We start from the raw sequence: 23,002 nt of genomic DNA on the forward strand, positions 1-23,002 counted from the left end.
CAGAGACTCCAAGGCTGGTTCAGAATACTTGCTTTAGGAATTTGCACCGACCATTCCCTCTCTTAAAAGCTTATAAACTTACTATTCCTTTTCTAAGTCGTTTATTAATTTAAAGTTATAATACGTGAACAAATTGTATCTGTCAATGTGAATTCTACCCATTTTTTTAAAATTTCTTACATTTCTTACTAGATTGCCTCATTTTTTACTTCTTTTGCTCGTTTCTTGGGTAAGGGTACTTCAGATAGCAGCATACCACCTACAATAAAAGTCCCACCGATAATTGTTTGGATCGATAATGTTTCATTTGCAAAAAGTACTGCGGTAAATGCGGCAAAAACAGGTTCAAAAATAAAAATTAATGCTGCTTTCGTTGAAGAAATATGTTGTTGAGCAAACATTTGGACCCAAAATGCGATACTCGTACAGAATACTGCTGTTACAATGACTGCAAAAATGAATGTCGGGTTGACCCAAAGTTCTTTAGAAAATGAAACGGAAGTATCTTCAAAAATTAGAGAGAAAATCGTACTACTAATGCCAACAGTTGCTAGTTGAATCGTTGTAAAGCTGAGTGGATCCATTTGCTTCGTATATTTTCCTGATAAAATAATATGGAATGCAAATGCAACCGACCCAATTAGTGTTAGTACATCTCCTAGATTTACAGAGAATGAATCACCTAAAGTTAAGAAACTTAGTCCAAGTAATGCAATTAAACACGCAATTACAGTAGACCAGTTAGACCGTTCTTTATAGACTAAATATAAAAGAACAGGTACTAATACAACACATAGACCAGTAATAAAACCTGATTTTGATGAAGTTGTATACTTCAATCCAAATGTTTGAAGTAAATACCCTAAAAACAACATAAATCCAATACCACTAGTAATAACGATTTGTTTAACCGTTAATTTAGTTTTTTGTTTTCTTTTAACTAAAAATGGTAAAAGGACTAAAGTTGCGAGTATAAATCGAAATGCGTTAAATGCAAACGGTTCAACGTATGCAATCGCATTTTGGACTACTACAAATGTTGTGCCCCAAAGTAATGTTACGATAATTAATGAGATTGTAGCTATTCTTTCTATTCTCAGGTCTCTCATCCCCTCTCCCTAAGTTGGTCCCATAAAATGCAAGTAAAGAAAACTCGTTGATTGACGAGCCTAAATGGCGACTATGCTGAAATCACTAGATTGCTGCCTATTTTTCCCACTTAACGAAAAAAAGATGTGATATTCCCACATCCAAGTACTATAATTTTATTGGTTCCACATTAAATTATATCTTTATTTTATCATAGTGTGTAATCAATTTGTCTCATAACTGTAAAATTTCTCTATCTTATGATAGTTTTTATGGAAATTTTGCCCAAAACTTGATTAGTTCATGATTGACTCATTGAAGCCTCATCCATATACTTAAATACAGAAAAATAGGAAAAGGTGATTGGATGGATTTTGAAATTACATATTTATCGTTTTATGTTGTAACTGTTGAAGGGAAAGGTGAACAATCTGATAAACGATATAAACATTTTCAAACATTAGATGAATCAATGTTTGAAGAAAGCGAATTGAAAGGCTTTTTAGAAGGTGAACTTGAAAGAATTGTAAATCGAAAAGTTGAAAAACATCCAAAATCTGATTCTGTACCTACAAAATTAGGTCACTTTATCGTCGAAGAAGGCCATTCTTTAGACTCAAATCCAAATTATAATTTATTCCAGCGTATACGTGATGCAAAATCGATTGAAGATTTTAAAGCAGAAAATGAGACTTTAGTCATTAATTATATTGATACTAGTGCAGTTCGCGGAGGAGCATTTCTAGTTATTCAAGCGAAACTAAGAAAATATTTTGATGACCCTTTCTTATTTGTACTAAAATGTGATTTTGAACCAAAAGTAGCCTCCATTTCAGATGAATCAACACTCATTAAAACAGTTGAAATGGCAATTACCACGAAAAATATGAAATCAATTCAATACCCTTATATGGAAGAATTAGGGATGATCTCAGAGAGTGAATTAAAAATCCATCAGGCATCACACGCTAGATATTTTGAAGACTTTTTAAAATTTGTTTCCTATTCTGAATCAATGCCTGAAATTGTAAAATCTCAAGTAATGGAAATGGTATATGACAAAATTGAAGATGTATTTGAAGAGGAAAGTGTTGAAAGACAACAATTTGATGCAGCAATGGAAGTATGGGCAGCAAGTCCTAAACGTGAAATTCAAGAGCATTTTACACCCAATGAAGTCATCGAAGCAGCAGCACAAATCGTGGAACATACACCAGAAATTGAATTATCATTTAAAGCGGATCATTTTTCTGTAAAAGGATTATTAGCTGATTTTGGTGATAACCTGCATATTGCGAAAGTAAACGGTCGATATGTCGTAATTTTAGAAGCTGATGTATTGCAATTTGAAAAGGGATTTTCTCCAATTGAGTTTTTGAAGCCGGACGAATTGGAAGATGTAATTGAGCGAATTGGTCAGAAAGTAAATATTCCAGGTTATTGATCGATCGAATAACTCAATTTAAAAATAATGAATATAGTAAAAAATTAAAAGACAGTTGGCTATTACTAGTTGGCTGTCTTTTTGATTTCAATTAGAGTAGAATTACTCGCTCCACCAAAACCAATAACTATAATTTTACTTACTCTCTCATCTATTAAATCTTCCAATTTCTACTCTGATCTTTAATTCTCTCTTCTTAGTTTTTTCTAGTTTTCTATCTTACTATAATATATGTTAACCAACTAAAATATTTAGTTGACATATAATTTGAGTTTCATTAATATGAAAGAAGTTATTAGAAAATTGACATTAGGAGAATTAAAATGAAGATTAAAGAAATTACATTTGTAGCAATGTTTGCAGCAGTTATGGGTGTCCTTGGACAAGTTCCTCCGATTATGTTATCCTTTACACCAGTTCCAATTACTTTACAAACACTTGGTGTTCTTCTTACTGGTGGTGTTTTAGGTGCTAGGTTAGGTGCATTAAGCCAAACTATCTTTTTATTACTAGTTGCAGTTGGAATGCCGCTTCTATCCGGTGGTCGTGGTGGTTTTAGTGTATTTGCAGGACCAAGTGTTGGTTATTTAATTTCATGGCCTATTACGGCTTTTGTAATTGGGTATTTATTATCTCGTTTTAAAACGTTAAAATTAAAACATGTCTTATTGATTAACTTGACTGTTGGAATTCTATTAATCTATTTAATCGGTATCCCAATTCAAGCGGTTATGATGGGAATTCCAGTTATGACAGCGGCTAAATTAAGTTTAGTTTATATTCCAGGAGATGTATTAAAAGCGATTCTTGCTTCAATTTTAGTATTCAAACTAAGACAGCAACCAGTTTTTTTGAGCACATTGACAAAAAACTATTCAAATCAATCAACAGAAAATATGTAAATCTTTGAGACACTCTAGTTGTGTCTCTTTTTTATAGAGGTGATTTAAAATGGCAAATATTACAGAAACCTATCAGAAAAACGCTAATTTGTCGCCTGACAAAATTGCGATACATACGAGTACGAATCAAATCAGTTATAAGGAATGGAATCAATTAATTAATCAAACGGCTAATTGGCTACACTCTTATCGATCAAATTCGAGAACAATAGGTATCCTTTTACCGAATGGTATCTCGTTTTTGCAGATGTTTACAGGAGCTTCTAAAGCAGGTTGGATCGCTGTTCCCTATGATATGAAATGGAATCTTGCTGATTTGGAAAAAAGGGTAAAGCTTTCGAATCCTTCAATCATTGTTACAACAAAAGAAATGTACAATAAGATTCATTCGATCCATCCAAATGTGAAAGTTTTAGATGATATCCTACAAGAAATAGCCCTATTTGATAGCTTATCTTCAATGGAGATAAATGAGGACCTACCTTTCTATGTGGGATTTACTTCAGGCACAACCGGTAGCCCCAAAGCATTTATCCGTTCTCAAGATTCATGGGTTGCTAGCTTTGATTGTAATCGATTTGACTTTGGATTAGATGAAACTGATCAAACTCTCATACCTGGAGCTTTGATTCATTCTCATTTTTTATATGGTGCAATTAGTACTTTATATTTAGGTGGAACAGTTTACCTTTTAGAAAAGTTTTCTCCTTTAAACGTTATATCAAGAATTAATTCTTTTCCTATTACAACAATTTATGTTGTCCCGACAATGATTGAAGCGTTAATAAAAGAAGGTATTCAAATCGATCAAGCGATGAAAATACTTTCGTCTGGTGCAAAGTGGACTGAAAAATCAAAAGTTGAATTTCGTCATTTGTTTCCTGCGATGACGATTTATGAATTTTTTGGCGCTAGTGAACTAAGCTTCATTACCGTTTTGTCTGATAAAGATGGTGTCCATAAGGCAAAAACGGTCGGGAAACCTTGTTATGGTGTGGAGTTACAAATTCGTCGACCAGACCAAGAGTTTGCTAAACCGAATGAAACTGGAAAAATATATGTGAAAAGTAAATATTTAATAAATGGGTATTTTGAAGAAAATGAAAGAACTATTCATTCAATTCAAGATGATGACGGCTGGGCTACAGTTCATGATATGGGCTTTATTGATGAAGACGGTTTTTTAACAATAAACGGTCGTGAAAAAAACATGATTTTATACGGAGGTATTAATATATTTCCTGAAGAAATCGAAAAAGTTATTTCTCTTCATCCGGATGTTGAGGAAGTTGCAGTCGTTGGTCTGTCAAACCCGTATTGGGGTCAGATTGTTGCTGCAGTGATCAAAGGTAATAGTAATTCTTTTGAGCTAAAAAGATTTTGTAAGACACAACTATCAGCATATAAAATTCCTCGTAAATGGTTTTTTCAAAATGAAATGCCGTATACGACGAGTGGAAAGATCGCACGCGCAGAGTTAATTAAACAAATTGAAATGCAGGTGACTAACAATTAAAAGAGCTGTCATTGTCAAAGCAAAGCGAACACCTATCGGAAAAAAAGGTGGAATTTTACGAGATTTTCAACCACATGAGCTTGCTGCCCCATTGCTCAAGCATTTGGCAGATGGGTTAAATGAAAAGATTGATGACATCATTTTAGGAAATGTTGTTGGACCAGGAGGAAATGTCGCTCGAGTTTCTGCATTAGAAGCGGATCTTCCTCTCTCAGTCCCTGGGATTACAATTGATCGTCAATGTAGTGCAGGATTAGAAGCGATTCGAATGGCTTGTTACTTAGTTCAAGGTGGTGCTGGTAATTGCTATCTTGCTGGTGGTGTTGAAAGTACTAGTACTTCCCCATTTCCTGCTAGAGCTAGATTTGCACCTGACAAAATTGGTGATCCTGATATGGGCATTGCAGCGGAAAATGTAGCTGAAAAATATGGTATCTCAAAAGAAACTCAAGATGAATATGCGTTATTAAGTTATACACGAAGCTGGGAATCTCATCAGAATGGATACTTCAATGAGGAGATTATTCCAGTTGGTGGTTTTGACCAAGATGAAGTATTTTTCAAAAAAAGGAAAATGGAAGAACTTTTAAAAAGAGCAAAACCAGTATTTAAAAAGAATGGTACAGTCACAGCTGCAAATAGTTGTGGGATTCATGATGGCGCATCCGCTGTTGTCATCATGGAAGAAAATGAAGCGATAAAAAACGGTTTTAAACCAGTTTTACGATTTGTGGATAGTCAAGTTTCGGGTGTTCATCCTAATTATCCAGGTGCAGCACCGATCCCTGCTATTCAAGATTTATTAAGTAGAAACAAATTAACAGTTGCAGATATTGAACTTTATGAAATAAATGAAGCTTTTTCTTTAAAAGTAATAGCTTGTTCAAAAGAACTTTCCATCCCCACTTCCAAGTTAAATAGTTGTGGAGGAGCATTAACGATCGGCCATCCATATGGTGCATCTGGAAGTATCATGGTCACGAGACTTTTTTATGAAGTACAAAGAAGAAAAAACTTACAATCAAGTTATGTAGTCGCTGCAATTGGAAGTGGTGGTGGAATCGGATTAGCTGTCTTGTTCGAGGTCGTAAAATAAAATTAATAAATCATCAAGTAGTAAGAAGTATAAAGAGAGGTAAACATATGAAAGTAATTGGTTCAATCGATCTACATACACGCTGTAAACATTACCATACTGCAAGAGATATCATTGCCATCAAATTCAAGTGCTGTGATACGTACTATGGATGTTATTATTGCCATGAGGAAAGCACTAATCATAAACCAAAAACATGGAATAAAGACGAATGGCAAACAAAAGCAATTCTTTGTGGTAATTGTCATGAGGAATTAACTATAGGGGAATATCAAGATTGTAACTACAAATGCCCTAAATGTGAATCTGATTTTAATCCAGGGTGCAAAAACCATTACCATTTGTATTTTGAGTGAATATGAAATACTTTATTAGTTTATGTTTATGGAGCTGAAAATTCAGCTCCTTATTTTTGTTTAATGTAATTTTAGCTTTTTTTGTTTATTTCCCTTAATATTAAAGCTTCATCTTCAGTTATCTCACCGCTTTTTACTTTTTCATCTATTATTTGTAAAATTGATTGTTTAAAATTTTGTTCCATTTTTACTCTTAGTTTTCTTCTTTCTTCCCATTCTTTTTTAGTACGGTATTTTAAGATAACATTTTGAATGAATTGATTAAATTTCTCTTGTGCTTCATTTCGCAATTCGGCTGAAAAAAGTATTATGCTTTTAGGCTTTTCTGAATGTTTCTTAATCGAAGAATCGAAAAATAGTTCTTCCTCTGTCTTAGAATAATCTTCAAAAAGAATATCCCATAATCCTTGATTGTTTTTATATGCTATCGCCTCAATTTCCTCTTCATATTCTTCTATGAAAAAAGTAATATGCCAATGACGACCTATTAAATGCCGCTTGATTTCATCGCAATATGGATGAAAAGAGGTTTCTATATCAATTAACTCCATGCCATTTGAAATTGACTCAAGTTGAATTGGTATTGGCTTCGGAAGTGATTCATTATCATCTAAGATTCCTGCTAAGCTAAATGCTAATTTTTTCTTTGCCTCTTTGATTGCTTCAAATTTTGTTCTGCCATTTGATAAGGAAATTTCCCAACCATGTTTAGGGAAAAGAGTAGGAAAATAAACACCAAAACCTCCATCTACTTCTTGTTTAATTATTGCTGGATATCTATATTTTTCAAAATTAATCATATGAACTCACCTTTTTTCAAAAAATTACTAAGGTTTAAATAGAAAAAAAATAGAATAGTTTCTCAGGTAACTATTCTACTATCTGAGATAACAAAAAAATTGATTTAACAAATATTATGTGCAACAGAAAAAGGATGCCAGTCGGCCTCCTTTTTCTATTGAATATTATTAAACTATTACGATTGCGTTTGAAGAGCAACTCTTAAACCTAACCCAATATAAACTAAACCAATTGCCTTCCCCATCCATTTTGGTCCTTTTGTCTTCTTACTAAAGATTTTTTTACCGATTACACTTGATAAAAGCACTAGTAAAGTTGTGTACAAAATACTCAGTAATACAAATGTCAAACCTAGAGTTAAAAGTTGAATGAATACCGGATGTCCATTGTGTTGAACAAATTGAGGTAAAAGAGCTAAGAAAAATAGTGCAGTTTTAGGGTTTAATACTTCGATCAGCACTGCTTGACGAAAAGAAAGTTTACTATTTACTTCTTTTTGTTCAGTTGCTTTTTTACTGTTTTTCGATTTTTTAATGATTGCAGTAATTCCTAAATAAAATAAATAGGCTGCACCTAAATATTTAACGATTTCAAAAGCAAATGCAGAAGTCATTAAAATTGCTGATAATCCAAATACTGATGCACATGTATGAATTAAGTCACCGACAGCAATCCCAACGCCTGTTAAGATGCCATTCCATTTCCCACCTTTCATTGTTTGGGATAATGTTAAAAGTACAGCGGGTCCTGGTATTAAAAATAGCATTAATACAACTAAAATAAATGAAAGCATGATGTTCTTCTCCCCTCGTTACTTTATATTTAGACTATTATACAACATAATTTTGCACTAATTGCCTAAATCGTCATTAATTTCAATAAAAATAAGCCGCTTTCCACATTTGGAAAAACGACTTATTCATTCAACAATTATAATATTTCAATATATCCTTCAGTTCCATGAACACGAATTCTTTGCCCATCTTTTATCAGCTTGGTAGCATTCTCTACACCGACAACTGCAGGTAAGCCATATTCTCTTGCGATAACTGCTCCATGTGTCATCAGTCCACCAACTTCAGTGACCAGTCCTTTTATTGCAACAAATAAAGGTGTCCAACTTGGGTCAGTAAATGAAGTAACTAATATGTCACCCTCTTCTAAGTTTGCATCTTCCATATTTAAAATTACACGTGCTCTTCCTTCAATTACACCTGAAGAAACAGCCAAACCTACAATGGCTTCAGGTGGAAGATTTTCTCGTTTGTATTCACCTACAATGATTTCACCATCAGATGTTATAACACGTGGAGGAGTTAGTTTATTAAATAATTTATACTCGTCTTTTCGTTTGTTAATGATTTGGTAATCTAGTTTTTTTGTACGAACGACTTCGTGAAGTTCTTCAAATGTGAGATAGAATATATCTTCAACTTCAGTAATGACATTCTTTTTAACAAGTTGTTCGGCTTCTTTCAATAAAGCTAGCTTATACACAAAATAGCGACTAATCATTCCATACTTTGGATATTCTCGATATCCAATAAAATTCCTGATTAGACTAATAACTTCCTTTATCTCTACCGCTTTTTGTTTACCATCTGGTAATTCCATCAATCGTTCTACAAGCTCTTGTTCTTTTTTCAATGCTTTTTCTAGCCCTTGCTCAAATTTCCGTCTACTTGCATGCGGCTCAAAGTTTTTGATGTTACTAAGAATCATTGGTATGAGTGTAGTTGGTTTTTCGCTCCAACGAGTTCTAGTCAGATCAATTTCACCAGTACATCGCATGCCATATTTTCTCAGATATTCATCGATTGCATCTTTCGTTTCCTGTCCACCCTCAAATTTAATCAATTCATCCAAAAAGTTATCATCTTCTATATGTTGCAAATAATCGACTACTTCTGGATAAGGACGAATTACATCTGCAACATCCATTAGTGCTAGACCCATTTCTGAAGTAATATTATTTGGTACAGATTGCGTAATGATATCTCCTACATTCTTTTCATGTAACCACTCGTTTACTTTTTCATTGATCCATTCTGTCGCATTCATAGCAGACATAAAGACTGCCGAACTTCGTGGGTCAAATAATAACTCTCGTAATTTCTGAAGATCTTCTAAAATAAAATCCATTAAATCTGATCCTGATTTCATTTGAATGGTTTGTTTTAATTCTTCGATTGAGGTTTCGTTTTTCTTAATCAAATCAGATACAATTGTTGGATCGTTTTCAATCAGTGCTTTAAAACTCGACGACGATTGTGCTTGATCAGTTCTAGTTGGTGTCGGTGCTTGATTCACAGGTGATGATGATTCGATAAAATCTTCTTGGCCTACAACCTTTAATAGAGCGTCTTTTAAGAGCGGATCTGATTTTCCTATAGCCTCTATAAACATTTTTCTTCTGTCAGGTGAAGCAAGATTTTGTGAGATATCAACAAATAATCTACCTCCAGCTTTTCGCATAGGTGCCCTAGACGTTAACATCCAAAACGATAATCCCAACGGTTTGATTGGATCGGTCATCATCTGTTGATGTCCAACAGACAGATAGACGTGATCTTCTTTGTCATCAACTTCAGGAATCGGATATAGAGTTGTGATTGGACGACTTTGGACAATATAAAATATATCTTCTACTAAACACCATTCGATATCTTGTGGAAAACGGAAATAAGCTTCTATTTGTCTACCAATTTGTGCAAGTTGTAAAATTTGTTGTTCAGAAAGTGTTTGAGCCATTTGTTTTTTGGAATCAATCTGCTGTGTCTCTGTTCCGCCTTCTTTTCGACCATAAATAGCCAATTTTTTTGTCGCGATTCTTTTATCGACGATTTCATTCCCTTGTACTTTATAACAATCGGCCGATACTAAACCAGAAACTAGAGCTTCTCCAAGTCCGAAACTTGCATCGATTGATAGTACCTTTCGATTAGAAGTAATAGGATCAGCAGTAAATAATATCCCTGAAGCCTGTGGGAAAACCATTTTTTGAATAACAACGGATAAATAAACTTGATTGTGGTCAAATTCATTTTGCATACGGTAGATTACCGCTCGATCCGTAAATAAAGAAGCCCAGCATTTACTAATATGTTGTAAGATATTTTCTTTACCAATAATATTTAAATAAGTATCTTGTTGGCCAGCAAAAGAAGCATGTGGTAAATCTTCAGCAGTTGCACTAGAACGCACTGCATAAGCAAGTTCCTCACCGAATTTGGAGAGATAGGTAGAAACTGCATTTACAACATCGGAAGGGATTACTGCTTCTAATATAATTTCTCGAATCTTCCTGCTAATCTCACTAATTTGATCTCGATCTTTTACATCTAACCTACTTAGTTGATCCAATAAAGCATGGTATGAATCGTTTTGTTCGATGGCTCTTTGAAACCCAGCTGTTGTAATACAAAATCCTTCTGGAACTTTTATATCTGGAATTTTTGATAATTCTCCTAAATTTAAGCCTTTTCCGCCAACGAGTAAAAGTTGGTTTTTATCAATCTCCTGGAAATCGAGAACTAAAGAATTCATTCCACATCTCTCCTAACCTTTAATGTCTATTGATTTTATCAGTAGAAAATAAGAAGATAAAGTCTATTTTACCCTTTTTTTTTATGGTATAATTAAAGTAGGAAGAGTATGTAACAAAATCAAAACAACAAAAATTGAATTAACTTCTATACATAATGAAAAAAGCACAGAAATTAATCTGTGCTTTTTTCTATTCAATTGATGCGATTGCTTTTCTTCCAAATTGTTTATTATATAACTCTTTATATAATCCATTTTGCATTAACAATTCTTCATTTTTGCCTTCCTCAACAATTTGACCATCCTTTAACACAATGATGTGATCCGCGGCCATAATAGTTGAAAGTCGGTGAGCAATTACAATGGACGTCTTATTTTTTAATAATCCTTGTATTGCACTTTGAATATAAAATTCAGATAAAGTATCTAATGAGGAAGTTGCTTCATCAAGAATAATGATTTCAGGATTTTTCAATAATACACGAGCGATTGAAATTCTTTGTTTTTCGCCTCCTGAAAGTTTAATTCCTCGATTCCCAACAATTGTCTCATATCCATTTGGTAAGTCCATTATGAAATCATGAATATATGCAGCCTTACAAGCATTTGTAATCTCTTCATCTGATGCATCAGGGCTTGCATATAATAAATTTTCTTTAATCGTTCCATTAAATAAATAGCTATCCTGTGTAACAAGTCCAATATGAGACCTTAATGATTCTAGCGTGAATTCTCTAATATCACGACCGCCAATTTTGATTGAACCTGAAGTGAAGTCATATAAACGAGGGATTAAATTGGTAATGGTTGTTTTACCAGCGCCACTAGGTCCAACTAATGCAGTCATTGTACCAGATGGAGCAATAAAGGAAATATTCTGCAAAGCCGTTTTATCTTTCTGATAAGAAAATGATACATCGTTAAATTCTATATCTAAATGAGTAACATTCATTTCCGTCGCATCATCACGATCTTTAATCGTTAGTTTCATATCAAAATATTCAAAAATTCGTTCGAATAAAGCGATTGAACTTGTAATATTTACATATAGATTTGTTAATTGTCCAACTGGCCCGTATAAACGACCGAGTAAAGCAACAAAGCTAATAATAGCCCCAACTGTAATCTGACCATGAATAAATAAATATCCACCATATAAATAGATGAGCATTGGGCCGATGCTAGTAAAGGTTGATAAAATCATCATAAACCAGCGCCCTGCCATAGATTCCTTTATTTTAAGATTAGTAGCCTGTACATTAATCTCATCAAAATTTTTAAATTCCCTTTGTTCCTTTGTAAAAAGCTTCATTAGTAAATAACCACTAATATTTAATGTTTCTTGTATAATATGATTTTGCTCACTTGTTTTTTCCTGTGTCTGTTTTGCAATATTCCAACGAACATTCCCCATTTTACGAGTCGGTAGAATAAATAATGGTACAATAATCAATCCTAGTATTCCAAGCCTCCAGTTCACAATTAACAAAGTGGTAGCTGTAGAAATAAGAATGAATAAATTATTAGCGAAACTTACAATCGTACTATCAAAAACAGCTTTAACACCAGAAATATCAGCCGTCATTCGGGTGATTACTTCACCTTGCTTTACGTTTGAATAAAATTGGTATGGCATTTGTTGTAAATGAAGATACATCTGGTTTCTCATATCGTAAATAATTTTTTGAGAAACATATGCATTTAAATAATTTTGCCACACACCCAATAACTCTGAAATAATCGTCGTACTAAGAGAGGCAAGTACGAGATAGATTAGGAGACTTAAATCTTTATTTGGTAAGGCTGTATCAACAATATGTTGAATGATGATAGGCGGTAAAATGCCTAATACTGAAGTAACTAATAAAATAAGCACAACAAGTGTTGTTTGCTTCCAATATGGAATAAAATATTTTGCAATTCTGAGTAGTATTGCCTTTGTTATATTTGGTTTTTGAGCGTTTTTATCATATTTCATTCGCCCAAAACCATGAGGACCCATCGGAGGTCCACCACCCCATCCTGACATAATTAAACGTCCTCCTTATTTCGAACAATTAGTTTGTTCATTTGATAAATCAGTTAAAATTTTTTTTTGCATGTCTATAAGTATAGTAAGCTCATCCTGTGAAAATTGTTCCAGTGAATTTGCTAAACTCTTATATGCTTCTGATTCTTCGCGATAGCGTTGACATAATTCTTCTCCATCTGGCGTTAAAAATAATTGAGTTTCTCTGCGATCAATAGCTGACGTTTCTCTTTTTACATAATTTTTCTTCTCCAACTCATCAATACTAAGACTCACTCTGCTTTTAGCAGTTCTAATACGTTCAGTTAGTTCTTTTTGTGAGAGCCCTTCATTATTTCGAATTGAATTGAGAATAATTAACTGTTGGAAGGTTAATCCAAGTTTAGTTGCAGTTTGTAAGTTTATTCTTTTAAGTTGGCGCGCAATTGAAACAAACGAATTTGTTAAATCGATTGCTTGTTGAAAATTTGGCATCATATCACCTTTCATATTAGTTTACTTTATAAACTGTTTACATTGTAAACTAATAATAAATCTTTATTGTTCATTTGTACAATTAAAAGTTATTAATAAAAAAGACAATAGGATATTTTCTACTGCACTTCCTAATTTATTCAGTAATTTGTTATATCTTATATGAAGTGTATTCAAAGGTGATTTGTGAAATAATTGAAGGTAAGGATCGTCAGAAAAAATGGAGGTTAATTAAGAATGGCAGATAACACCCCGATTAATGGCTCAGTAAAGATGCATTTTATGCTAAAATCTATTCCCCCAAGAACAACCTTTCAACAGGACATGACAGATGAAGAACGGAATATTATGGGAAAACATATTGCTTATTGGACGGGAAAACAAAACCAGGGAATTGCTCTAGTGTTTGGACCGGTTCGAAATCCTTCATCACCTCATGGAGTTGCAATCATTGAAGTTGAAAATGAAGCGCAAGTCCCAAAACTTATCGAAGAAGATCCAGCTGTGATTGCTGGGATCATGACAACGGAATATTATCCGATGCTTGCAGTACTACCTAAACAAACTTTATGACGTAGCTGTTGAAAAAAAGAACGAAATAAAAAAAGCAATCGGATCAGAAGTGAACTGTTCAATTGCTTTTTTTATTTCATCTATTTTATTTACTTTTTATAATTTTAGTCACTTATTTTAAAGTAAGTATCCTTAAAAAAGACCTGCTTCTTTTGCTGCTTCAAAACTAACTCTTGTAAATTCAACTGGATCTAAATTAACATTCTCCCAATGCATATACATTAAACGTGGTTTATCAAACAGCCAATGGTTATGAACTGCTGTCACGATAATTCCTCTTTTTCGTAAAGCTGTCATTAATGGGTTAATCTCTTTCTGACGGACAACAGATTAGCCAAGGTTTAACCCATTATCTTCAAAAGATAACATGAAAGGAAGTGCTAATGGAGAACGAGTCCTACGACCTAAAATAGTCGCATTAATATCACGTAGACGCATAATTACACATACAGGTGTAGCTTGAACGACTTCTCCTCCAATCATATCCGCAAGTCTTTGACAAGTTGACATATTCATCACTCTCTTCATTCTTTTTATTTTTTACTCAGTATCCTATGAAAAAAATGAAGGGCGAGTGCCTATCTTAATCCTTAACTAATCATCGTAAATAGCTACTACTACACAATGATTTCTAATTAAAAATTAAAGAAAATCCTTTAATTTCCATTTAAATAAGTGAAAAGACCTATTTTTTTAGTAAGACAATTTGATTATCTTAATTTAAATTGTTATTATATAAACATTAAATGTGTTCAAGCACATAAGGAGGAAGTAAAAATGGAACATGGTAAAGTAAAATGGTTTAATGCAGAAAAAGGTTTTGGATTCATCGAGCGTGAAAATGGTGATGACGTATTCGTTCACTTCTCAGCAATTCAATCTGAAGGATTCAAATCATTAGATGAAGGTCAAGCAGTTACTTTTGATGTAGAACAAGGACAACGCGGACCACAAGCTACTAACGTAAAAAAAGCATAATTTAAAAAATTAAAAAGTCAGATTCTATTTGTAGAATCTGACTTTTTTTATTTAATAAAAAATAAAAACCCCCTATTCAATTAAGAATAAGGGGAAATTCAAACGTGGAGATCTGGTAAAGAAATGGTTTAAAGTATTATAGCCTATAAAAAATGAATACACAACATTCATTTTATACCTTCATTAAGTTAATTTTTCACAATATTATGTGTATTTGTATCTTGAAAGTGTATGAGAATTATTAATGTTATACTCTTAAGATCATCGATCATCCTACAAATAATTTGTAACTTAATTGAATTTACAGGACAACACCCCTTCTGTGTCGAATTATATAATTTAGAAGGGAGATGTGAAAATGAGTAAGGAAAATCTTTTAAAGAACCTTCGACTTGCTACAAGAGGAAATTTCTTTATAATCGACATTAAAAATTCCTTGGAAAATGATACAAATATAATTGAAAAACTAGCTAAGGAACTAGAACTAGATGGATTAATCAAATTAAAAGAGTGCACACAGTTAGAAGATTCACTCTTTTTAAGTGGAATACTTAAATATGCATCCAAATAATTTGGATGTTTTTTTATTGTTGAACAAGTTAAATATGAAATAGATACTCGATTTCAGTATCAATATATAATGGATTAATTTTAAATTAGCATCATTATATTCTAAATGGAATTTAAAAGTAGGAACACTAGCAATAATTGAGCTTTGCTAATGTCTTATAAAAGGGGTTTCGTTTCATACACGGTTTGAAAATTTTAATTTTTGTAATCTTCCTTTGTAAGTTGAGTGAAAGATTTTTAGCCGAATAATAGTTCTTTGGCTTGGCTTTCTGATATGCCTTTAACTAATTCAAGTTCGCTTATAAAAATTTTACTTGCGTTACCTAACATTTGTTTTTCACTTGAATTAAGAGATTTTTCTTTATCTATACGCATTAAATCACGTACTACTTCTGCGCCTTCTTCAATATTACCTGTTTTCATTTTCTCAGTATTTAGCTTGAATCTTTGTTTGTATGATAGAGATCGATCAGATTCTCCATTATGGAAATTTATTAATATATTGTCGAGTGTATTTGAATCAACGACCATTCGAATTCTTGAATTACTCATTTTTGAAATTGGAATCATTACTTCCATCTTTTTAATTAGTAATCTTATAATAAAATACTGCTGTATTTCACCTTGTACTTCTTTTTCTTGAATAGATTCGATTACACCTGCTCCTTGCATTGGATAAAAGATGTTATCACCAACTTCAAACATTATCTACACCCCCATTTAATTATGAACCTATCTAAGCATAACATTTATTATTTTTTTGTCAAAATAAATATTTTACCAGTATTAAATAAGTCATGTCAATAAGTAAATGTTTTTTTTAGCTAGTGTTTTTATTTTTAAAATGAATGTCTAAGAATTAAGTGAAAATTGATCATAAAAAATATGTAATTTTTCACCAATATTTAGGTGGATTTGATTTTCTTTACATTTAATGTTAAGATTGGATTATAACAACGTGTGTAAAGCGCACTAGGAGGAAACAAAAATGGAACAAGGTAAAGTAAAATGGTTTAATGCAGAAAAAGGTTTTGGATTCATCGAGCGTGAAAATGGTGATGATGTGTTCGTTCACTTCTCAGCAATTCAAACTGACGGATTTAAATCATTAGATGAAGGTCAAGCAGTTACATTTGATGTAGAACAAGGACAACGCGGACCTCAAGCAACTAACGTTAAAAAAGCATAATTAAAAAAATTAAAAAGTCGGATTCTAATAATAGAATCTGACTTTTTTTTATTTAATAAAAATAGTAACCCCCTATTCATTTAAGAATAGGGGGAAATTTAAACGTGGAGCTCAGGTAAAGAAATGGTTTAAAGTATTATAGCCTATAAAAAATGGATATACAAATTTCTACTAAAAGAACATCGTTAGTAAACTATTAAGATTATTCATTTTTTTAATCATTATCTAATGTTTACCTGTATTCTAACATGATATTAAGAAAAATGAGGATAATCGTATAATGATTTTCCTCTATTCGTTCTTTAAATATGTTCTGATTCCAGGATCAATACTTTCAAACTACAATTTTAATGAATTAGATACTTTTGAGTCCATTTCCAAATCATTTTGTTTTCCAATCGGTTTCGCAGCTTTTGAAAGCAGTCCAGAGATCGTTACAGCAATAAGTACGAAAATCAGAGCACGCAGTAGCCCTACTTGTTCACCAATAATTCCTAAAAATGGTGGTCCTACTAGGAATGCGAGGTAACCAGCCGTCGATACTGCACTTACTCTTGCAGCTACCCTGTGAGGATCATCTCCAGCAGCGGATAATCCAACTGGAAAACCAAATGCTGCCCCAAGCCCCCAAAAAACAATACCAATCGTTGCTACTACGAAACTATGGCTCAGTATAACAATAATCAGTCCAACAAAAGCCAAAAGTGCTGATGCGCGCAAAACGATAACTCTACCGAATCGGTCTAATATTTTATCACCTATCGCACGTCCAATTGTCATTGAACCGACAAATATACCATATGCAACAGAACCCATAGCTGGTGTAACCTTATATCCATCAACCATAATAAGTGGTAACCAGTCATTTGCTGATCCTTCAACGAAAGCCATTCCAAGTACAATAATACCGATCATGATTGTTCGTCGCTCTTTCCATACGGCCATATATTCCTTCGTTCTGTTTACTTTAAAAGAGTCACTAGCAGCTTCTCTACCTGTGTCAGCAGGTATGAAACGGTATAAATACAAAACAGTCAGAACGATAACTAAGGCTGTAAGGGACAGGTGAATAGGTACAGAGATTCCCGACTTAGTCATTGTCGAACCAAACAATGCTCCAAGAAGCGTACCCAAACTAAACGCAGCATGAAAACCAGTTAAGAGCGACTTTTGAGCAGCTTTCTCAACTGCGGTTCCCTCTACATTCATCGCTACATCACATATCCCTTGCCCAAAACCAAAAACAACTAGCCCTATAAATACAATTAAACTATTTGTCAGCCATGAACCACTGATTCCAACAATTAAAAGTCCGATAGAAACTACTAATAGACCAAAAACCATGACAAAACGTCCGCCCTTTTGAGCGATAAGAATACTGGCACTTATCAATCCGATGATCGACCCTACGGAAAGCCCAAATATGATTACACCCATCTCTGCTGTTGTAGAACCAAGCGCATCTCTAATAGCAGGCGTACGAGATACCCATGATGCAAATGCAAATCCAGTCAGAGCAAAAATAAAATAAATTGCGACCCGCCATAATTGAATTTGGCGGCTATTTAATAAAGTTTCCATATTTAACCTCCTAGTTATAACGTTAAAACTTTTTAAATGTGTTTAAAAAGTATAAAAAAACAAACTTATTAAACTCGTTTAAAAAGTACCGAATCAATTACCTAATTACCATTTTAATAAGTTAAATTGTCAATTCAATAAGATTTCCTTCTGGATCTTTAATTACACTCTCATAGTACCCATCACCAGTTCTACGAGGACCATTTATAAGAGGATAACCGCTATTTTTAAATTTGGCACTCATCTGATTGACAGCGTCTTCACTTCCTAAGGAGATTGCAATATGAGCCCAACCAATTTGATCTTCGAGGTTAGCCTTAACAATGCCCTCTTTACGCATAATTTCTAATCGTGCGCCAGATTCAAAGGTAAGAAAATAAGATTCAAATTTCTTTTCACTATTATGATATTTATTGTTAGACTTACAATTAAAAAATGTTTCGTAAAACTCCCTCATCCCTTCCAAATCCTTAACCCATATAGCAACATGTTCAATTTTCATTTATTTTAACTCCCCAATATCATTTATTCTAAATTTTAGTATTAAATGAACTCACACTCCACCTTATATGACTCCCTTTTAAATATTCAATCGATCATAAGTTTAAGACAAAGACTTTGTAATCCAAATAAATAATCTTGTTTCCAATCACTCGTCGTAAGTACAGGAAGATGTTCGGACGGAATATAATTTGAGCTAGCAATTCTAATTTTATCTAATATTACGTTTTCAACTTCATCTTTACAAAAAATGATGAAATGAGGATTAATGATCGCTACAAATGAGGCGACTAATCTGCTGATTGCATCAATTTCATAGTCTTCACTTATTATTAGGTTTTTAAGTCCTCTTCTATTTCCTAATGCCTGCCCAAAATTTCTTTCATCATATTGAGGTACGAATGAAACCTCACCTGAGAAAAATGTATTTCCTCTTACAACATCTCCATTTACCATAATTCCTGCACCTGGACCGTTTTGACCTGAATACAAATAAACAAGGGATTGTTTATCTTTTATTCCTCTATTATTGTGAAAACCTAAAACAGCTGCATTCATATCATTCTCTACTATGACAGGAATCGAAAAATGTTCTTCATAATATTCTTTTAAATTAATGTTTTGAAACTGTTCATATCCAGGTATATAAAACACCTTTCCATTATTAACCGCCGCTGGTACTCCAATCGACATTGAACTGATTTTCGGATATTTAGTTATGATCTTTTCAATGGTCATCGTTAAAAAATGCAAACTATTATCTATTAATGCACTCGGTGCTTTGCCTTGTTCCTTTACTTCACCAATACAATTAAAAATGATATAGTTCGTTTCAGTTCCCTCTAAAAATATTACTAAACCTAACATATGTTCAGGATTGTAAGAGTATCTTTTTGCTCTTCTTCCACCACTAGAATGATCTAATCCGACTAAAAGAACTTCTCCTTCTTTTTCCATTTCTGTTAGAAACTTACTAATTGTCGGGAAACTAATTTCTAGACTTTGACTTAATTCAACTTTAGTTGCACTGCCTAATTTTAAGAGCGTAGTACGAATACCACGAAGAACCATTTTCTTCATATTGCTTGGAGTTGCTAAAAATTCATTCACTAAATTCACCGCCTTAAAAAACTTATTAAACGCCTTTAATAAGTTGATGACCTTAATTTACCATATACACTTGATTAAAACAATTGAAATTGAATTAAATGAAATTAAACCGTGGTGGTATGATTTAGCAGTTCTCCATCTCTTTTTTTCTTCGTATAGATTTTGGTCTATTTGCATGTTTGAAAATCGATTTATTTATTTTTTTAGTAACATATCTTTTAATTTCATTTATAAAAAATAAGCAACTGAAAACAGTTGCTCTAAATCACATCTATACCAATACTTACAGTAAATACTAATAGAACCCAGTACATTTAATATTTCATTTTGGTTAATCTAAATATAGATATTCACGGACTTTAGTGTATATCTTAACCATACTAATATAGTTGTGATAAAATCCAAAACAAAATTGATTTATATTATAGTTTTCATTTCTAATATTTGTATAGATTCTAATAATCATGAACTTCTATATAGCAACGAGTATAAATAAATACTTATATAATTAGAAAGGAAAAATCCTTTGTCCATACTCCTTACCTTAATCGTACACCATCGTTATCTATTGTTATTTTCAGTGAATCTACTTGAACTTATTGCATTACCTATTTCAGGGGAAATCACTATGAGTTATACAGGGTATCTAATATACCAAGGTAAAATGAGTTATATTCTTTCTATTTTCATAGCAACATTGGGTGCTGTTATTGGAATTACTGTATCTTATTTGATTGGTAATAGATTCGGATATAATCTTATTCTAAAGTACGGAAAATATATACACTTTGGTCCCGAACGATATAATAAAACCGCAAAATGGTTTGATCATCATGGTAATAAACTCTTGGTATTTGCTTTTTTTATACCTGGGATTCGCCATTTTACCGGGTATTTTAGTGGGATTTCCCGATTACCTTTTAAAATATTTGCACGAAATGCATATATTGGTGCGTTTCTTTGGTCTATTACCTTTGTCACTCTTGGTAAGGTTCTTGGTCCTCAGTGGGAGAAATTTCATCACTCTGCAAGTAAATACCTTGGAATAGGAATAGTTGGTCTTTTAAGTTTTATTGTAATTTTATTCATGCTAAGGAGATACAAAACATCCTTAAAATACTTTTTAAATAATTATATAACTTCATTTTCAACTCGTTTTTTTTTATCATTAAAAAGAATTGAAATTTTTATAATTTGCCTTGCTGTTTTGTTTTTAAGTATGCTTATTTTTACTTTAGGATTGAGTGAACAATATTTACACAATGAGTTTAAAGAGTTAAATGAAGTTAGTATATATATAATAAATGAACTCTTTGGAGACAACTGGAATTTCATAATGAAGGGATTACTTGTTCTTCAAATACCTTTAATTTTGCTTATTATTTCAATGGTTTCTTTAATCTTACTATTTGTTAATAAGAGAAATTTAATATTGGAATTCTTATTTTTTATAACATCTATTGTTGGCGGTGTGATATTTAAAGAAGTAATTACGCATGTATTTCATTATTTAAAACCTAATACCGGCTCTTTATTACACTTTGAGTTTCCAAATGAACAATCTTATATGTCAATTGTCGTCTATGGTTATTTTGTTTTTGTATTGATGCGCCATTTAAAAAACGATATCTTTACTCGAATCAAATTAATCACTCCAATTTTAGTTTTATTTCTTTTAATATTAATTGGAGTAGCAAATATTTATTTCTCAATTCAAATTCCAAGTGACCTTATAGCAGGATATACATTTGGAGCAGCATGGTTATTTTTAAACTTATTACTACTTGAAATACTTCGTCTCATACAACAATATAAGACATTTCCAAACAAACGCGCCATTTAGACATTAATATATATATATCTATGGATCTGAGTGCTAGGATGGATTTATAACCTATGTTTTTTATAATCATTCAATGGAATACTTCATTCTACTTACATTAGCTGAGTGTTACGAAAGAGTATTATAGTTAGTAAGATCCAATTTAAATCTTATAAATTTGAGGTATTTTAAATGAATTTAAAGTATTTTTTGTCGATTGCTTTTTTAATTAGTCTTTTGTCACTTTTTGGTTTTGGACTCATGGTATTACTAGTGAGCAATCATAGTATATATCATTTTGATAGTACAGTTATCAACTTTATACAAGGGCTTGAATCACCCTTCATGACATCTTTTATGAAATTAATAACTTTTTTAGGTTCAAGCGTATTTATAATTCTACTTTCTATAGGTATTCTATATTTTCTTTATAAAGTTTTAGATCACCGTTCTGAATTAATATTATTTATTGCCGCTCTTATTGGCTCAAATATTCTTTGTATTTTATTAAAACTCTTCTTTCATAGGATGAGACCTGATTTACACCGTTTAATTGAAATAAGTGGATTTAGTTTTCCGAGTGGGCATGCAACTAATGCTATGACAGTTTATGGAATCTTAGCATTTATATTGTGGAGAAATATTCGTACAAAATCTGGGCGTTCTCTATTGATATTAATAAGTTTCATAATGATTCTTTTAATTGGTATAAGCAGAATTTATTTAGGAGTTCATTTTCCAAGCGATGTAATTGCTGGCTACTTTACTGGAGGATTTTGGATTAGTATTGCCATTTGGTATTATCAGCGCTATAAAGAAAAGCAATATGAACGAAAACAATGCGCTTAAAGGTTTTATTACTTATAGTAAAAAAAGAAATTTTATATTTGTTCGGATTGATGAGAGAAGCCTTGCATTATACAAACAATAAAGAGAGAGTGCCGTAACTCTCTCTTTTTCATTTGCTTAATATTATGATATTCCTTCAAAAAATTATGTTAAATTTCGTAGATTCTATTATGAAAATTCACTTTAAATTTCATTAAAACAATTTAATTATTAACCACTTATACAATCAAAAAAATGCCTAAATATAAACAATAATAAATTTTATAGCCAATCATTAAATTATAGTGAAATTGATTAAAAAAATATAATCTTTTTTGCTTTTTTACTGTGCTATTATATAGCAATGCTATACATTTCACGTACTTATAAACAAATTAAAACATTCAATTTTAAACTTAGAAATTAAAGGGAGAATTAACTATGAAAGAAAAGAAAACAAAACTAGTTTATAAAAATGCAATGATTTTTCAATGGTTTTTCAAAACTAGTTATTATTTGATGATCATCATATTGCTAATATATTTTTACATTTGTAATTCCTCTGGCTCATCAACATTTATTTATAATGAATTTTAA

The 23,002-nt window shown here is 32.2% G+C and carries 23 protein-coding genes, 1 pseudogene and 1 other annotated feature (1 of these 25 cut by a window edge); of the genes and pseudogenes, 12 read left to right on the top strand and 12 right to left on the bottom strand.

Going from position 1 to position 23,002, the window contains the following annotated elements; genetic code table 11:
- Positions 1–104, bottom strand: a binding site (T-box leader); it reaches 108 nt to the left of the window's first position.
- Between the two features lie 84 nt (positions 105–188).
- Positions 189–1,109 (bottom strand): DMT family transporter, encoded by a 921-nt coding sequence (locus BM319_RS03310; RefSeq protein WP_049813515.1) that lies wholly within the window; start codon positions 1,107–1,109, stop codon positions 189–191.
- A gap of 347 nt (positions 1,110–1,456) precedes the next feature.
- On the opposite strand from BM319_RS03310, the gene BM319_RS03315 reads away from it, so the two are divergent.
- The 5 genes from BM319_RS03315 (at position 1,457) to BM319_RS03335 (ending at position 6,403) form a co-directional block, all read left to right on the top strand.
- Positions 1,457–2,533, top strand: a complete 1,077-nt coding sequence (locus BM319_RS03315) for a DUF3900 domain-containing protein (protein ID WP_069033115.1) — start codon at positions 1,457–1,459, stop codon at positions 2,531–2,533.
- Positions 2,534–2,856: 323 nt separating this feature from the next.
- Positions 2,857–3,435 carry a biotin transporter BioY gene (locus tag BM319_RS03320; protein WP_025568382.1) on the top strand — a complete coding sequence of 193 codons (579 nt, stop codon included), beginning with the start codon at positions 2,857–2,859 and terminating at the stop codon, positions 3,433–3,435.
- A gap of 49 nt (positions 3,436–3,484) precedes the next feature.
- Positions 3,485–4,951: an AMP-binding protein gene (locus tag BM319_RS03325; protein WP_091021297.1), complete on the top strand. Its 1,467-nt coding sequence runs from the start codon at positions 3,485–3,487 to the stop codon at positions 4,949–4,951.
- Complete coding sequence (locus BM319_RS03330) at positions 4,947–6,047, top strand: acetyl-CoA C-acyltransferase (protein WP_091021298.1); 1,101 nt, start codon at positions 4,947–4,949, stop codon at positions 6,045–6,047. Before BM319_RS03325 ends, BM319_RS03330 begins: the two co-directional genes overlap by 5 nt.
- 47 nt (positions 6,048–6,094) lie before the next feature.
- Positions 6,095–6,403, top strand: coding sequence for a CHY zinc finger protein (locus BM319_RS03335; protein ID WP_025568379.1), 309 nt, complete (start codon positions 6,095–6,097; stop codon positions 6,401–6,403).
- 71 nt (positions 6,404–6,474) lie between these two features.
- Here BM319_RS03335 and BM319_RS03340 read toward each other — a convergent pair whose 3' ends face one another.
- The 5 genes from BM319_RS03340 to BM319_RS03360 all read right to left on the bottom strand — a co-directional run bounded on the left by BM319_RS03340 (position 6,475) and on the right by BM319_RS03360 (position 13,253).
- A complete protein-coding gene (locus BM319_RS03340; RefSeq protein WP_091021299.1) occupies positions 6,475–7,203 on the bottom strand; it encodes a type II toxin-antitoxin system HicB family antitoxin in 729 nt (242 codons plus the stop codon).
- A 176-nt stretch (positions 7,204–7,379) separates the two neighbouring features.
- Positions 7,380–7,997 (bottom strand): LysE family translocator, encoded by a 618-nt coding sequence (locus BM319_RS03345; RefSeq protein ID WP_025568377.1) that lies wholly within the window; start codon positions 7,995–7,997, stop codon positions 7,380–7,382.
- A 137-nt stretch (positions 7,998–8,134) separates the two neighbouring features.
- A complete protein-coding gene (gene ppsA / locus BM319_RS03350; RefSeq protein WP_091021300.1) occupies positions 8,135–10,750 on the bottom strand; it encodes a phosphoenolpyruvate synthase in 2,616 nt (871 codons plus the stop codon).
- Positions 10,751–10,940: 190 nt separating this feature from the next.
- Positions 10,941–12,779 (bottom strand): ABC transporter ATP-binding protein, encoded by a 1,839-nt coding sequence (locus tag BM319_RS03355; protein WP_254664563.1) that lies wholly within the window; start codon positions 12,777–12,779, stop codon positions 10,941–10,943.
- Positions 12,780–12,794: 15 nt separating this feature from the next.
- Positions 12,795–13,253, bottom strand: coding sequence for a MarR family winged helix-turn-helix transcriptional regulator (locus tag BM319_RS03360; RefSeq protein WP_025568374.1), 459 nt, complete (start codon positions 13,251–13,253; stop codon positions 12,795–12,797).
- A gap of 237 nt (positions 13,254–13,490) precedes the next feature.
- Between BM319_RS03360 and BM319_RS03365 the strand changes: the two genes are divergently transcribed.
- A complete protein-coding gene (locus BM319_RS03365; protein WP_091021301.1) occupies positions 13,491–13,826 on the top strand; it encodes a YciI family protein in 336 nt (111 codons plus the stop codon).
- Positions 13,827–13,958: 132 nt separating this feature from the next.
- Here the strand turns inward: BM319_RS03365 and BM319_RS24965 are convergent.
- Positions 13,959–14,141: pseudogene (locus BM319_RS24965) on the bottom strand (DUF1259 domain-containing protein); the annotation flags it as partial.
- A 15-nt stretch (positions 14,142–14,156) separates the two neighbouring features.
- Complete coding sequence (locus BM319_RS24970) at positions 14,157–14,336, bottom strand: hypothetical protein (RefSeq protein ID WP_286143672.1); 180 nt, start codon at positions 14,334–14,336, stop codon at positions 14,157–14,159.
- A gap of 267 nt (positions 14,337–14,603) precedes the next feature.
- Here BM319_RS24970 and BM319_RS03375 point away from each other — a divergent pair, with 267 nt between their 5' ends.
- Both BM319_RS03375 and BM319_RS03380 read left to right on the top strand, forming a co-directional pair.
- The gene (locus BM319_RS03375; protein WP_025568372.1) at positions 14,604–14,804 is read left to right on the top strand and encodes a cold-shock protein; all 201 of its coding nucleotides are present in this window, start codon (positions 14,604–14,606) and stop codon (positions 14,802–14,804) included.
- Between the two features lie 358 nt (positions 14,805–15,162).
- Positions 15,163–15,375, top strand: coding sequence for a hypothetical protein (locus tag BM319_RS03380; RefSeq protein ID WP_025568371.1), 213 nt, complete (start codon positions 15,163–15,165; stop codon positions 15,373–15,375).
- Between the two features lie 236 nt (positions 15,376–15,611).
- Here the strand turns inward: BM319_RS03380 and BM319_RS03385 are convergent, their stop codons facing one another.
- Complete coding sequence (locus BM319_RS03385) at positions 15,612–16,079, bottom strand: CarD family transcriptional regulator (RefSeq protein WP_025568370.1); 468 nt, start codon at positions 16,077–16,079, stop codon at positions 15,612–15,614.
- A 283-nt stretch (positions 16,080–16,362) separates the two neighbouring features.
- On the opposite strand from BM319_RS03385, the gene BM319_RS03390 reads away from it, so the two are divergent.
- Entirely contained in the window at positions 16,363–16,563 is a 201-nt protein-coding gene (locus tag BM319_RS03390; protein WP_025568369.1) for a cold-shock protein, read from the top strand.
- A gap of 339 nt (positions 16,564–16,902) precedes the next feature.
- Here the strand turns inward: BM319_RS03390 and BM319_RS03395 are convergent, their stop codons facing one another.
- The 3 genes from BM319_RS03395 to BM319_RS03405 all read right to left on the bottom strand — a co-directional run bounded on the left by BM319_RS03395 (position 16,903) and on the right by BM319_RS03405 (position 19,755).
- A complete protein-coding gene (locus tag BM319_RS03395) occupies positions 16,903–18,144 on the bottom strand; it encodes an MFS transporter (RefSeq protein WP_091021302.1) in 1,242 nt (413 codons plus the stop codon).
- A gap of 121 nt (positions 18,145–18,265) precedes the next feature.
- Positions 18,266–18,646, bottom strand: a complete 381-nt coding sequence (locus tag BM319_RS03400; RefSeq protein WP_025568367.1) for a VOC family protein — start codon at positions 18,644–18,646, stop codon at positions 18,266–18,268.
- An 86-nt stretch (positions 18,647–18,732) separates the two neighbouring features.
- On the bottom strand, positions 18,733–19,755 hold the full coding sequence (locus tag BM319_RS03405) for an ROK family transcriptional regulator (protein WP_483295438.1): 1,023 nt from the start codon (positions 19,753–19,755) through the stop codon (positions 18,733–18,735).
- 580 nt (positions 19,756–20,335) lie between these two features.
- On the opposite strand from BM319_RS03405, the gene BM319_RS03410 reads away from it, so the two are divergent.
- From BM319_RS03410 to dltX, 3 genes are all read left to right on the top strand, one after another.
- Positions 20,336–21,598: a VTT domain-containing protein gene (locus BM319_RS03410; RefSeq protein ID WP_139226476.1), complete on the top strand. Its 1,263-nt coding sequence runs from the start codon at positions 20,336–20,338 to the stop codon at positions 21,596–21,598.
- 171 nt (positions 21,599–21,769) lie between these two features.
- A complete protein-coding gene (locus BM319_RS03415) occupies positions 21,770–22,426 on the top strand; it encodes a phosphatase PAP2 family protein (protein WP_025568365.1) in 657 nt (218 codons plus the stop codon).
- A 459-nt stretch (positions 22,427–22,885) separates the two neighbouring features.
- Positions 22,886–23,002 (top strand): teichoic acid D-Ala incorporation-associated protein DltX, encoded by a 117-nt coding sequence (gene dltX / locus BM319_RS03420; protein ID WP_141437815.1) that lies wholly within the window; start codon positions 22,886–22,888, stop codon positions 23,000–23,002.

It is taken from the genome of Bacillus sp. UNCCL81 (assembly GCF_900112535.1).
GTDB classification, from domain to species: domain Bacteria; phylum Bacillota; class Bacilli; order Bacillales; family Bacillaceae_G; genus Gottfriedia; species Gottfriedia luciferensis_B.